The sequence below is a fragment of the Streptomyces olivochromogenes genome (assembly GCF_021538895.1).
Lineage (GTDB): Bacteria > Actinomycetota > Actinomycetes > Streptomycetales > Streptomycetaceae > Streptomyces > Streptomyces olivochromogenes_A.
Window position 1 is genome coordinate 1 of sequence record NZ_JADDRL010000067.1, and the last position, 13555, is coordinate 13555.

The window sequence follows — 13555 nt, forward strand, 5'->3', positions numbered from 1 at the left end:
TCAGCGGACCGTCGGGGAGTCCCCGTCCGGCTTTCGGGAAGGTGGGGTGCGGGAGAGGAACAGGCCGAAGACCGGGGGCTGGGACTGGAGGAGTTCCAGGCGGCCGCCGTCGGCTTCCGCCAGGTCGCGGGCTACGGCCAGGCCGATACCCGTGGAGTTCCGGCCGCTGATCGTCCGCTCGAAGATGCGGGCGCCCAGGTCGGCCGGGACGCCGGGGCCCTCGTCGGTGACCTCGACGACCGCCTGGTTGCCGGTGACCCGGGTGCGCAGCGCCACCGTGCCGCCGCCGTGCATGAGCGAGTTCTCGATCAGCGCGGCCAGGACCTGGGCCACCGCGCCCGGCGTACCCACCGCCCGCAGATGCCGCTTGCCCGAGCTGACGATCGCCCGGCCCACGTTGCGATAGGCGGGCCGCCACTCGGCGAGCTGCTGCTGGATGACCTCGTCCAGGTCGAAGGAGACCGCGGAGCCGGTGCGCGGGTCGCGGGCGTTCGTGAGCAGCCGCTCCACCACGTCCGTCAGCCGCTCCACCTGCGTCAGCGCGACGTTCGCCTCCTCCTTCACCGTGTCCGGGTCATCGGTGAGGGTGATCTCCTCCAGCCGCATCGAGAGCGCCGTGAGCGGCGTACGCAGCTGGTGGGAGGCGTCGGCGGCCAGCCGGCGCTCCGCCGTCAGCATGCGGCCGATGCGCTCGGCCGAGGAGTCCAGCACATCGGCGACCCGGTCCAGCTCGGGGACGCCGTACCGCTTGTGCCGGGGCCGCGGGTCGCCGGAGCCGAGGCGCTCGGCGGTCTCCGCGAGATCGGTCAGGGGGGAGGCCAGGCGGTTGGCCTGGCGTACCGCCAGGAGGACCGCGGCCACCACCGCCAGCAGCGCCACCGCCCCGATGATCAGCAGCGTACGGCCGACCTCCCGGGTGACGGACGAGCGCGGCTCCTCCACGGTGACCGACTCGCCCTCCTCGCCCTGCTGCGTGGCGCGGATGACGTCGCCCTCCGGCCTGGTGCCGATCTCGATGGGCGGCTGGCCGGGGATGCGGATCTGGGCGTGCTGGTCCTTGGTGACCTGGTTGCGCAGTATCTCGGCGGTCACGTCCTCCGCGCCGAGGATCCGGCTGTCCACGATGCTGGCCAGCCGCACCGCCTCGGAATCCACTCTTTCCTGGGCGCTGTTGCTGATGGTGCGGGTCTCGACGATCACCAGGGACACGCCGAAGACCGCGATCACCACCAGGACGACGGCAAGGGTGGACTGGATGAGACGACGACGCACGAGGCCCTCCGGGCGATGGCTTGACGACGACCAGTGTGCCCCGGGATCCGGACACACCGGTCCTCAACGGCGTGACGCGCGTAGTCGGCCAGGCCCGGCGGCAGCGGCTAGCTCTTCTCGAAGCGGAAGCCGACCCCACGCACCGTGGCGATGTACCGGGGGTTCGCCGCGTCGTCGCCGAGCTTCTTGCGCAGCCAGGAGATGTGCATGTCGAGGGTCTTGGTGGACGACCACCACGTGGTGTCCCACACCTCGCGCATCAGCTGGTCGCGCGTCACGACCCGTCCGGCGTCGCGCACGAGCACCCGCAGCAGGTCGAACTCCTTGGCCGTGAGCTGGAGTTCCTCTTCGCCCATCCACGCGCGGTGCGACTCGACGTCGATGCGCACCCCGTGCGTGGCCGGCGGCTGCTGCGGCTCGGCGGCACCGCGCCGGAGCAGGGCCCGTACCCGGGCGAGCAGTTCGGCGAGCCGGAAGGGCTTGGTGACGTAGTCGTCGGCGCCCGCGTCGAGGCCGACGACGGTGTCCACTTCGTCGGCGCGCGCGGTCAGGATGAGGATGGGCACCGTGTGGCCCTCGGCGCGCAGCCGGCGGGCGACCTCCAGGCCGTCCATGCCGGGCAGGCCCAGGTCCAGCACGACCAGGTCGACGCCGCCCTGCATTCCGGCGTCGAGCGCGGTGGGTCCGTCCTCGCGCACCTCCACCTCGTAACCTTCCCGGCGCAGGGCACGGGCCAGCGGCTCCGAGATGGACGCGTCGTCCTCGGCGAGCAGTACACGGGTCATGAGGTGATGGTAGTCCGCCCGCGCGTCGTGCTGGGGTGTGATCGGAACCCGGGATTCTTACCTTGGGGCGCACTGGTACGAACCTTGTGTCACCTTGGTATGAACCTATGGCCAACAGGTGCGATCGTAGGAAGGGCCTTCGAATCAGCTCCCAAGGTTCCGTGGACACCTGTGATCCCTGTCTCAAGTCCTTCCATATCCGGCAGTGTCCTGACGTAAAGTGACGGTGAACGCCTGTAGTACACCGGGGACCTTTGGCGGGCATTTGACGCTGAAGGTCTCTTTTGTGTGCGGGCCGGACCTCCTCCGGCCTTGAAAGGAATGACCTCTGGCCGGGCTCCGGACGCACGACGCGTCACGGCGCGTGGATCCCGGTGGTCGCCGTCCACCGCTCCGCGATCCGGGGCGGACTCCCCCTGGGCGTGGGGTGGACGGACCGACCCGCCGGTGCCGGCCGAATCCCCCACCGGGCGCGCAACGCTCCAACGCGCGTCCCGACCAGCAAGGAACGACCATGGCGTCCAGCCTGACGAAGGACTCGGTCGACCCGGGCACCCCCGGTTCCGAGAAGACCTTCTTCGGCCACCCCCGCGGACTGGCCACTCTCTTCATGACCGAGATGTGGGAGCGTTTCTCCTACTACGGCATGAAGGCCCTGCTCCCGCTGTACCTGGTGGCCCCGGGCGGGCTGCACATGAGCGCGGCCACGGCGACTGCGATCTACTCGGTGTACCTGTCGCTCGTGTACCTGCTCGCCCTGCCCGGCGGCTGGTTCGCGGACCGCCTCCTCGGCCCCCGCAAGACGGTGGCGGTCGCGGGCACGATCATCATGGCCGGCCACCTCACGCTGGCGCTGCCCAGCTCCGGCACCTTCTTCGCCGGTCTGGGTCTGGTCGCGATCGGCTCCGGTCTGCTGAAGGCCAACATCTCCACGATGGTCGGTCACCTCTACGACGGCCCGGATGACCCGCGCCGCGACGGTGGCTTCACCCTCTTCTACATCGGCATCAACCTGGGTGCGTTCGCCGCTCCGCTGGTCATCGGTACCGTCGGTGAGAACTACAACTGGCACCTGGGCTTCGCGCTCGCCGCGCTCGGCATGGCGCTGGGTCTGGCCCAGTTCCTGCTCGGCACCCGCCACCTGAGCTCGCGTTCCGACATCGTCCCCACGCCGCTGTCGGACGCCGAGAAGAAGGCCACGCTGACCAAGGCCGCCCTGTGGGCGGGCGTCGCGGCCGTCTTCTACCTGGTCGTCGGTGTCTCCGGCGTCTACACGCTGAACTGGCTGCTGGTTCCGATCACCATCGCGGGTCTGATCATCCCGGTCGTGGTCATCGCCCGCATCAAGCGCGACAAGGACCTGAACCACGCCGAGCGGTCCAAGATGAGCGCCTACATCTGGTTCTTCGTCGCCGCGGCCGTGTTCTGGATGATCTATGACCAGGGTGGCTCCACGGTCTCCCTGTTCGCCGAGTCCTCGGCCAAGAACACCGTCTTCGGCTGGGAGTTCCCGGTCTCCTGGTACCAGTCGGTCAACCCGGTCATGATCATGGCGCTGGCCCCGGTCTTCGCCTGGGCGTGGCTGGCCCTGGCGCGGCGCGGCAAGGAGCCGAGCACCGCGGTGAAGTTCGCGATGGGCCTGGTCCTGATCGGCGCGTCCTTCTTCCTCTTCCTCGCTCCGCTGTCGATCGCCGAGGGCGGTCACAAGGCGGCCGCGATGTGGCTGGTGGCCATCTACTTCGTGCAGACCGTCGGTGAGCTGATGGTCTCCCCGGTCGGCCTCTCCGTCACCACGAAGATGGCGCCCGCGAAGTACGCCTCCCAGATGATGGGTGTCTGGTTCCTGGCCGTCACCGCCGGTGACGCCACGACCGGTCTGCTCTCCATCGCCGGTGTCGACCTGAACAAGACGGGCATCGTGGCCCTGCAGGCCGTCCTCGCCGTGGTCGCCGGTCTGGCGGTGTGGATGTACCGCAAGCGGGTCAAGGAGCTCATGGGCGACGTGCACTGACGTACGTCCCGAGCCGGTCGGAGGGCCGTCGCACCCCTGGGGGTGCGGCGGCCCTCCGCGCATGTCAGCGGGTCCGCCGTCCCGGCATGAACGTGAACACCGCCGCGCCCAGCAGGATCGCGGTGCCCGCCACCAGGCCGAGGGCCTTGAGGGCGCCGTGGTCGCTCGCGCCGGTCTCGGCCAGGCCGCCGCTGCCGCTGCTGCCGCCGGAGGAGGAGCCGCCGGAGGTCGACGAGCCGCCCGAGGCGCCGTTCGCCTGCTGCGTGGTGTCGAGGGTGAGGGACACCTCGGACTTGGTCGGCGTGCAGGTCGTCGTCGTCCCGAGGGCCTTGATGGTCAGGACGCCCGGGGACAGCGTCGACTCACCGCTCGCGCCCGGCTTGTAGGTGCCCGTCAGGTCCGGGATCTCGATCGGCTCGCCGGACTTGATGGGAGCGGAGTTGGTCGGACCCTCCACATGCACGGTGCCCTTGTCGGCGCCGCCCAGGGCCACCTCCATCGACGGCTTCACGGAGTCGGCCGGGATGTCGGCGGGGCTGTCCATCACCGACTTCTTGAACTGCACCGTGAGGTCGAAACTCCCGCCGTTCTTCTTGGCGTTGATTTGCACGGGCGAGGTCGCGTTCTTGTCGCCGATGGGCGTCTTGCAGGCGTAGGGGACCTGGACCTCCTTGCCGGTGAAGTCGGTCTGGCCGGTGCCGTCGCTCGGGCTCGCCGAGGCGGAGGCGGAGGCGCTGGAGGAGTTCGTCGGCGTGGGCGTCGCCGACTGCGTGGCCGAGCCCGACGGCGTCGGCGTCGTACTCGACGAACTCCCGCCGCCCACCGTCACCTGGATGGTCGCCGCCTTCTGCACGGTCTCCTTGGGCGTGCACTTGGTGTCCGTCGACATGGCGTTGACGGTGTACGCGTCCGGCGTCAGCGTCACCTCGCCGGGCGCCGTCAGCTTCAGGGTGCCCTTCATGTCGGACAGCACCATGGCAGCGCCCTTGGGGATCGGGGGGTTCTGCCGCGGCCCCTGCATCGCGATGTCGGACGTCTGCGCGCCGGCCGCCTTGAGCGTGCCGGACGGCTGCACCGAGTTGGCGGGCAGGTCGATGATGTTCGGGTTCTTCGACGCGGCCTGCGTGAACTTCCACACGACGTCGACGGTGTCGCCCACCTTCGCGGTGGCCGGCGCGGTGATCTCGACCTTGGTGGTGCCGTCGACGGGGTCGATGCCCGCGGGCGGTACGCAGTGCGTCGCGAACGACACCTCGGCGGCTTGGGCGGGCCCGGCGGCCAGGCTCAGCACGACACCCGCCGAGCCCAGTACCAGCGCCGCCGCCAGCGCGCCCGCCCGCCGTCCGCCGGCCAGTGTGACTCTCCTTCGCATACTCACGTGGGTCCCTTCGTGGTGGGAGTCGTAGGACTCGTCGGGCTGTCGTCGTGCGGTGCGGAGAGCCGACCGGCCGCCGTGCCCGGATCGGAGTCCGGGGTGAACCACGGCAGGGTCGAAGTCGAGGTGGCGGAGGTGTCCGGCGCGCGGAGGGCCGGCATCCGCAGGGCGAGCCGAGGGCGTCCCCGGTGCCGGACGCCGCCCGCCGCGCGCGGCCGTACCCGGTCCACCACCGCCATGCCGGCGCGGAACACGGCGGCCGGTACGACCAGGCAGACCAGGATCCAGAACAGCGTCACGCCCCAGGGGCGGCCGACGCCCCAGGGCTGTTCGGCGAGGACCCTGCCGCCGTACTTGAGGGAGACGGTGTAGTCGCCGTGCGCCCCGGCCGAGAGCTCGACGGGCAGGCTGATCCGCGCCTTCCCGCCGGGTGCGAGGGTGCCGCGCCACTGCTGGTCGTCCCACTGCGGGGCGAACACGCCGTGCGAGGTGCCGACCTGGAAGACGGGGTTCTTCACGGCGGACGAGCCGACGTTGCCGACGGTGAGGACGAGCGTGCGGGAGGGCGGGGCGCCGAACCAGGTCAACAGCCCGCCGGAGCCGCTGAGCCGGGTGTCGGTGAGGATCGAGAGCCGGCCGCCGGACGGTTCGGCGGGCAGCGGTTCCACCGCGTGCCCGGCGACCTGGAGGACGGCGTCCGCCTCGGCCTTCGCCCCGGTCGCGGTGGCCACGTGCACCACGCAGGGGCACGGCACCGGCGGCTCGGTGACCGGCAGTTTCTTGCCGAAGGCCCCCTCGGCGTCGGTGGTGGCGGCCCTGCCGTCGCCGTTGGCGCAGGAGTTGGTGCCGCCGATCACGCCCCGGGACGGGGTGGCCTGCCCGCAGATCAGCACCATCAGCAGGGTGTGCGGGCGCCAGCCGCTGCCGCTGACGGTGACCGAACCTCCGGTCCCGGCCTGGGAGGCGGACAGCCGCACCGTCGGGCCGTCCGCCGACGCCGCCGGCGCCGCGAACGGCAGCAGGAGCAGCGCGAGCAGCGCCGCCAGCGCGGGGATCCGCAGTCTGCCGCTCACCGCACCGCTCCCGTCAACTCGGCCCGCGCGCCCTCGGACGCGGTCGTCGGCCCGGACTCGGGCCCTCGGCGCCCGCGCTGTCGTACGACCAGGCCGGCCCCGGCCATGGAGACCAGCCCCGCGCCCAAGGCCACCGCGCCCCACGGCACGAACCGCGCGGACACCTCGGCCGAGTCGCGCGCGCCGCCCTCGGCCGTCACCGTCAGCCGTACGTCGACGGCGTCCAGGGCGGGCCGCCCGTGCCACGGTTCGTCGAGGGTCAGGCGGCGGCCCGGCGCCAGCCGGACGGGCAGGGTGCGCGGTGCGCGGTCCAGGACCCGCCCGAAGACGCCGTCGGCGCGCACCGCGAGGGTCGGTACGAGGACGGTCGTACCCCTATTGACCAGGTCGTAGGTGATGCGGTCGGCGTGTACGGCGACATGCTCGACGGTCAGCGCGGACAGCGCGGGGCCGGTCACGCGCAGGCGGACGGGGACGGTGACGGTCCGGCCGTCGTCGGACCGTGCGGTGATCGCCGCGGGGCGGTCGCCGGGGGCCGCCTGCGCCGGGACGGCCAGGGTGAAGGGGACGTCGGCCCGGGTGCGGGCGGGCACGCGGAGGCCGGCGCCGGCGAAGGTGACGCGCACGCCGGTGCCGCGCAGCCGTACCGTGACCGGCTTTCCGCCCGGGTTGGTCACGGACACCGTGTCCCGCAGGACCGTCCCGGGCGTGCCCTCCGCGTAGAAGGACGGGCGTCCGCCGCCGGCGGGCGCGAGGGACCAGCCCCCGTGCCCTTCGAGCAGGGGGGATCCCCAGGCGGCCGCGGCCTGCGGCGCGGTGGCGAGCAGGGTCAGCAGGGACAGGCACAGGGCACGGGCGGCGGACGGCATCGGCGGCTCCAGCGGTCGAGGACCCGGGTGTTCAGCGGCGTACGGTCTGGTTCCGCCGCGTCAGCCACAGGGCGCCCGCCGCGCCCGCGAGCAGGACGGTGCCGCCGAGCGTGCCGAGCGCGATCGCCGAGTCCTCGGGGCCGGTCTGCGGCAGTTGGCCGCCGGAGTCGGTGCCGCTCTGCGAGCCGCCCTGGGACGTCCCCGTGGATCCGCCACCACCGGCCGCCGTCACGTCCAGGCTCAGGGACGGCTTGGGGTTGTTGGCCGGCGTGCAGGTCGTCGTGGTGCCGAGCGCCTTGATGGTGAGCACGTCCGGCGTGAAGGTGACCTTGCCGGTCTTCTTCGGCGTGTAGGTGCCGCTCAAGTCGTTGATCTTGATGGGCGTGTTGGCGGGGATCGCGGCCTGGTTGGCCGGTCCGGACACCGCGAGCGTGCCGCTGTCGGCGCCGCCCAGTTTGATGGTGGCGCTCGGGCTCATCGCGCCCTTGCCCAGCTCGACCGGGCTGGAGGAGACGCCCTTCTGCCAGGACATGGTGATCTTGTATCCGCTGCCGCTCTTGACGCCCTTGATGTCGATCGGCGAGACGGCGCTCTTGTCGCCGATGGGTGTCTTGCACTGGTAGTTGACGTCGACGACGTCGGCCCTGGCCGCCGGGGCGGCCAGCAGCACCACCGAGCCGGCCAGGGCCGCGGCGGAGGCGAGCGCGGCGGCTCGTTTGGGGTACGACACGGCGGTCCACCTCGTTCCTGACGGCACATCAGATCGGCCGTCAAGGTACGCCCGGGGTCGTGAGGAAGGAAGACACGGCGCACCCCGGAGTTGTGACGATCCGGCGTGCGCGAAAGGGGGTTCGAGTGGAGAGAGGGGTCGCCGGTGACGACGGCCCGGGGCACGGGGCCGAGGCAGGGCGGGCGCCGGGCGGGCGGCGAAGGCCGCCCGTCACCTCCTACGCGGGTGCGCCCAGCTCCGCCCACACCGTCTTGCCCGCCACGCCCGGGGTGCGGACGACCCCCCAGTCCAGGCACAGCCGCTGCACGATGAACATGCCGTGCCCGCCGGGGCGCCCGGCCCGGTGCGGGGTGCGGGGGGCCGGCTGGCCGGTGCCGCGGTCGGTGACCTCCAGGCGGATCACCTTGTCGTCGCAGGCGAGGAACAGTTCCTCGGGGCCCTCGGCGTGCAGGCACGCGTTGGTGACCAGCTCGGAGACGACGAGGAGGACGTCCTCGGCGGCGGCCCGCCGGTCGGCCGTCGCGGCGGGCAGCCAGCCCCACGCGTACAGCGCCTGGCGCGTGAAGTCGCGCGCGAGCGGGACGACCCCGCTCTCGCCGACCAGGCGCAGCCTGCGGACCTGATGGCCCTGACGGCGCTCGGAGCCTTCCGGCGACACGGTCGACGTGGCCGACACGTTCGACACGGCCGCCCCCACGGACCCGCCGGTCCGCGGCGCTTCCCCCTCGGACGCCCCGGAAGCACCGCTGGGCTCCGGGCCGCGGTCGCCCGGCGAGCAGGGCCGGGTGGTGCTCATCAGCGCTTCACCTCACCGATTCACCAGTTCACGATTCACACGATGCAGAGGTCTGTATCGCTCGATACCTGTCACTACGTACGTCGTACGCAGGGCGTTCGCCGGTTCCACGACCCCCGTGGCCCAACAGGTCCAGGATGTCTCCTGCCCGGCAGATCCGGCGAAACACCCCCCTGTCCGGCGCGGCCGCGACACGGCTTCGGGTCAGCCGCTTTCTTCGGCCAGGGCCGCCTCGACGGAGTCGTGGACGGTGAAGACCGCCTCCGCCCCTGTGATCTCGAACACCCGGGCCACCACCGGGAGCATCCCCGCCAGGTGTACCCCGCCCCCGGCGGCCTCCGCCTTCAGGCGGGCACCGAGCAGCACGTTCAGACCGGTGGAGTCACAGAACTCCAGCCGCGAGCAGTCCACGACGAGCCGTGAGAAACCCTTCGCCAGCAGGTCGTCGAGTGGCTCACGCAACAGATCGGCGGTGTGGTGATCGAGCTCACCCGCCGGCGTCACCACCGCGCTGGAGCCCTCTTCTCGCACCTCCACCAGAAGCCGGCCCGACTGTGCGCTGCCGACCGTCCCGTGGTCCATGCGTCTCTCTCCCGAGGTCGTGCCTGCCCTGCTCAACGTTCTCGAACACTACGCCTTCCCTGCGCCGTCCGACACCCGAACAACCGCCCACAATCGGACATATAGCCACAGAATGCACTTGCGATGGGGTCCGGAAAGCGGGTAGGGCTAGTAGGGACACGTAACCGACACGGCCGGCTTTGGAGGCGCCGCACACCGCAGTGCACGTGAACGGCTTCGGCAGCCTTATGCCGAGAACGATGGAGGCACCATGTCAGCCCGGCTCGACGCATCGCATACCCGGACGGCGACGTCGACACCCCCACCGGAACAACTGGATCCCTTCACGGACCACGCGGATCCCCTCGACGGGCTCCCCGAGATCCCGCCGTACGACGAGGTCGGTCCGGTGGACGCGCGGGCCCTCTCCAAGACACTGTTCGAGCGGCTGGAGTCCCTCGAAGAGGGCACCCACGAATACGCGTACGTCCGCAACACGCTGGTCGAACTCAACCTCGCGCTGGTCAAGTTCGCCGCCTCCCGGTTCCGCTCCCGCAGCGAGCCGATGGAGGACATCATCCAGGTCGGCACGATCGGCCTGATCAAGGCGATCGACCGCTTCGAGCTCTCCCGCGGTGTCGAGTTCCCCACCTTCGCGATGCCGACCATCATCGGTGAGATCAAGCGCTTCTTCCGCGACACCTCGTGGTCGGTACGCGTCCCGCGCCGACTCCAGGAGCTGCGGCTCGATCTCGCCAAGGCCGGGGACGAGCTCGCCCAGCGGCTGGACCGCGCCCCCACGGTGGCGGAGCTCGCGGAGCACCTGGGCCTGTCCGGGGACGAGGTCGTCGAGGGCATGGCCGCGTCCAACGCGTACACGGCCTCCTCGCTGGACGCCCAGCCCGACGAGGACGACTCCGAGGGCGCGCTCGCGGACCGCATCGGCTACGAGGACCACGGGATCGAAGGCATCGAGTACGTCGAGTCCTTGAAGCCGCTGATCGCCGAACTCCCGCACCGGGACCGGAAGATCCTGTCCCTGCGCTTCGTCGCGGGCATGACCCAGTCGGAGATCGGCGACGAGCTCGGCATCTCGCAGATGCACGTGTCGCGGCTCCTGTCACGGACGTTGGTACGACTCCGCCGGGGACTGACCTTGGAGGAATGAGCCTCCCACCGCACACGGGCCACTCGGGTTACCCATAGAAACACCTTCCCCCAAAGGCCCCCCTCCACCACTATGGGCACGCCAAACCGGCCGGTACGTCAACGAGGACGCGCCGGCCGCACGGGGTGCAAGGAGGCGCGGACATGGGCCAGGGCGTCGACCCGGCCGACGACGGTGACGTCGACGACACACACGCGGGTACGGACGAGACGCACGCGGACGCTCCGGACGCGCGGCTGACGGGGCTGCTGCGGGCCCGCACGGCGACCGCATACCCGGCACTGCGCGAGCTGCGCCGGCGGCACGGCGCCGCCGTCCATGCCTATGCCGGCCTGTGCACGGCGAGCGAGTCGTCGGCACGGCAGCTGGCGATGCAGGTCTTCACCACGGCGGCCCGGGAGACGGCACGCGGAGTGGAGCCGCAGGTACCCCTGCGGCACCAACTCCTGCTGCTGACCGCCCGGCTGGCCGCTTCCTGGGCGCAGGACCAGCGGTCGGCGGGCCTGGACCCGGCCCTCCTGCTGATCCTCAACACGTCCCGGCTCCCCGGGGGCCCGGTCCCGCCGATGCTGGAGGCGTTCCGTTCGCTTCCCTCCCGTGCCCAGGGCCTGATCTGGTACGGGATCCTGGACGGCGAACCCGATGACACGACGGCCACCTACCTCGGCGCGAGCCGCGAGGACGTCCGGTACGGCACGCCGCAGGCGCTCCAGACCCTCGCCCAGGCCTGTCTGAAGTCCCGGCTGGCCGCCTCCGACGACCCGCGCTGCGGCGACTTCCGCCGGCTCATCGAGGAGTCGGCCCGTCCGGAGAACGCCCGCTACAGCGCCGACCTGCACGCCCACATGGCGCACTGCCCGCACTGCACGGCCGCCTACGAGGACCTCACCGCCCTGCGGGACGCGCCGCGGGCGGCACTGGCGGAGGGGCTGCTGCCGTGGGGCGGGGCGGCGTACATCCGGGGCGCCGCGCCGGACGGCGACCCGCCGGTCGCGAGCGAGCCGCTGGGGCACGGGAGCCGGCCGCCCGGGCGGCGCGTGCTGCTGACCTCGGCGGCCCTCGGCGTGGCCCTGGCGCCGCTGCTGGTCCTGCTGCTGTCGCCGACGGGTTCGCGGCACCAGAACGAGGCGGCGACGGTGACACCCACCAGCCCGCCGGTGACCGTGACGGCGACGGCCACGGTCTCCGCGCCGCCCCCGTCCCCCACCTCCGAGTCCCCGTCTCCGACGAGGACTTCACACCCGCCGGTCACCCCGTCCCCCACGCCGAAGCGCAAGCCGAAGCCGAAACCCAGCCCGACCCCGACCCCGACGTTCGCGCCACCGGGCAGCGCCTACGCCCAGGTGGTGAACGCCGCCACGGGCCGCTGCCTGGACGTCGACGACGGCTGGTTCGACAACGGCACGGACGTCGTCACCGCCACCTGCAACGGCTCACCCACCCAGCGCTGGCGCGTCGACTCCGACCGCGGCGTCCTGCAGTCGGCCGCGGATCCCGACTACTGCCTGGACAGCCGCGGCTCCGTCGATCGGGGCGTCGGCATCTGGACGTGCGACTCGGTGTACGGCCGCAACGGCCAGAACCTCCGGTTCGACGTGGACTCCGACGGAGTGATCCGCCCGGAGATCGCCATCGAGACAGGCCTGACCGCGCACGGCGACGACTGGCCGTCCCTGGACCCGTTGAACGGGGGGTCGGCGCAGCGCTGGCACGCGGGGGCCGCCTGATCAGACCTCGCGCACGCCCGCCCGCCACACTCCGCCGACCAGGGGAACTCCCGGCCGGTAGGCCAGGTGCACATGGCTCGGCGCGTCGAGCAGGATCAGGTCGGCGCGCGCCCCGGGGGCGAGGCGGCCGATGTCGTCCCGGCGCAGCGCCGCCGCACCGCCCGCCGTGGCCGACCAGACCGCCTCGTCCGGGGTCATGCCCATGTCCCGTACGGCGAGGGCGACGCAGAACGGGACCGACGAGGTGAACGAGGAGCCCGGGTTGCAGTCCGTGGACAGGGCGACCGTGACGCCCGCGTCCAGCAGACGGCGGGCGTTCGGCCACTCGGCGCGGGTGGAGAACTCGGCGCCGGGCAGCAGGGTGGCGACCGTGCGGCCGCTCGCGAGGGCGTCGACGTCGGCGTCGGTCAGGTGGGTGCAGTGGTCGGCGCTGGCCGCGTCGAGCTCGACGGCCAGCTGGACGCCGGGGCCGTAGGAGAGCTGGTTGGCGTGGACGCGGGGGTGCAGGCCCTTGGCCTTGCCCGCCGTGAGGATCGCGCGGGCCTGGTCGCCGTCGAAGGCGCCCTTCTCGCAGAAGACGTCGACCCAGCGGGCGTGCGGGGCGCAGGCGTCGAGCATCTCGCCGGTGACCAGGGCGACATAGGCGGCGGGGTCGTCGGCGTAGTCCGGCGAGACGATGTGGGCGCCCAGGTAGGTGACCTCGTCCGTGTGCCGGGCGGCGATGCGCAGGGCGCGGGACTCGTCGGCGACCGTCAGGCCGTACCCGGACTTCGTCTCGAATGTCGTCGTGCCCTGGCGGAGGGCCTCGGCCAGGTAGCGGGTGAGGTTGGCCTCCAGCTCCTCGTCGGTGGCGGCGCGGGTGGCGGCGACCGTGGTGCGGATGCCGCCCGCGGTGTAGGAGCGGCCCGACATGCGGGCGTTGAACTCCTGCGTGCGGTCGCCCGCGAAGACCAGGTGGGAGTGGGAGTCGACGAAGCCCGGCAGCACCGCCCGGCCGCCGGCGTCGACGTGATTGTCAGTGGCGGGTGTTTTGCTGGATTCACCGGTCCACACGACGCGGTCGCCGTCGATGACGACGGCCGCGTCCTGGATCAGACCGAGGGGAGTTCCGTCACCGAGGGAGGGGTCGTTGGTGACCAGCGTGGCGATGTTGGTGATGGCGGTGCTGCTCATGGCATCGTCCTTGGG

General features: G+C 71.9%; 12 protein-coding genes. 3 read left to right on the forward strand and 9 right to left on the reverse strand.

Annotation, left to right across the window (positions count from 1 at the left end):
- Together IPZ69_RS29210 and IPZ69_RS29215 are read right to left on the reverse strand one after the other, a co-directional pair.
- Positions 1-1272 (reverse strand): ATP-binding protein, encoded by a 1272-nt coding sequence (locus IPZ69_RS29210; RefSeq protein WP_235457588.1) that lies wholly within the window; start codon positions 1270-1272, stop codon positions 1-3.
- Between the two features lie 107 nt (positions 1273-1379).
- The gene (locus IPZ69_RS29215; protein WP_235457590.1) at positions 1380-2057 is read right to left on the reverse strand and encodes a response regulator transcription factor; all 678 of its coding nucleotides are present in this window, start codon (positions 2055-2057) and stop codon (positions 1380-1382) included.
- 514 nt (positions 2058-2571) lie between these two features.
- Between IPZ69_RS29215 and IPZ69_RS29220 the strand changes: the two genes are divergently transcribed.
- Positions 2572-4068, forward strand: a complete 1497-nt coding sequence (locus IPZ69_RS29220) for an oligopeptide:H+ symporter (RefSeq protein WP_235457592.1) — start codon at positions 2572-2574, stop codon at positions 4066-4068.
- 64 nt (positions 4069-4132) lie between these two features.
- On the opposite strand, the gene IPZ69_RS29225 is transcribed toward IPZ69_RS29220, so the two are convergent.
- From IPZ69_RS29225 to IPZ69_RS29250, 6 genes are all read right to left on the reverse strand, one after another.
- Complete coding sequence (locus tag IPZ69_RS29225) at positions 4133-5440, reverse strand: hypothetical protein (RefSeq protein WP_235457593.1); 1308 nt, start codon at positions 5438-5440, stop codon at positions 4133-4135.
- Positions 5441-5442: 2 nt separating this feature from the next.
- Positions 5443-6516, reverse strand: a complete 1074-nt coding sequence (locus IPZ69_RS29230) for a hypothetical protein (RefSeq protein ID WP_235457595.1) — start codon at positions 6514-6516, stop codon at positions 5443-5445.
- Positions 6513-7385, reverse strand: coding sequence for a COG1470 family protein (locus IPZ69_RS29235; protein ID WP_235457597.1), 873 nt, complete (start codon positions 7383-7385; stop codon positions 6513-6515). The genes IPZ69_RS29230 and IPZ69_RS29235 overlap by 4 nt, the downstream gene beginning before the upstream one ends.
- Before the next feature lie 31 nt (positions 7386-7416).
- Complete coding sequence (locus tag IPZ69_RS29240; protein ID WP_235457599.1) at positions 7417-8115, reverse strand: LPXTG cell wall anchor domain-containing protein; 699 nt, start codon at positions 8113-8115, stop codon at positions 7417-7419.
- 217 nt (positions 8116-8332) lie between these two features.
- Positions 8333-8911, reverse strand: coding sequence for an ATP-binding protein (locus IPZ69_RS29245; RefSeq protein ID WP_235457600.1), 579 nt, complete (start codon positions 8909-8911; stop codon positions 8333-8335).
- Between the two features lie 204 nt (positions 8912-9115).
- The gene (locus tag IPZ69_RS29250) at positions 9116-9493 is read right to left on the reverse strand and encodes an STAS domain-containing protein (protein ID WP_235457601.1); all 378 of its coding nucleotides are present in this window, start codon (positions 9491-9493) and stop codon (positions 9116-9118) included.
- A 250-nt stretch (positions 9494-9743) separates the two neighbouring features.
- On the opposite strand from IPZ69_RS29250, the gene IPZ69_RS29255 reads away from it, so the two are divergent.
- Both IPZ69_RS29255 and IPZ69_RS29260 read left to right on the forward strand, forming a co-directional pair.
- The gene (locus tag IPZ69_RS29255) at positions 9744-10640 is read left to right on the forward strand and encodes an RNA polymerase sigma factor SigF (RefSeq protein ID WP_235457602.1); all 897 of its coding nucleotides are present in this window, start codon (positions 9744-9746) and stop codon (positions 10638-10640) included.
- Positions 10641-10783: 143 nt separating this feature from the next.
- A complete protein-coding gene (locus IPZ69_RS29260) occupies positions 10784-12367 on the forward strand; it encodes an RICIN domain-containing protein (protein WP_235457603.1) in 1584 nt (527 codons plus the stop codon).
- Here IPZ69_RS29260 and hutI read toward each other — a convergent pair whose 3' ends face one another.
- On the reverse strand, positions 12368-13540 hold the full coding sequence (hutI, locus tag IPZ69_RS29265) for an imidazolonepropionase (RefSeq protein WP_235457604.1): 1173 nt from the start codon (positions 13538-13540) through the stop codon (positions 12368-12370).
- Positions 13541-13555: the final 15 nt, after the last annotated feature.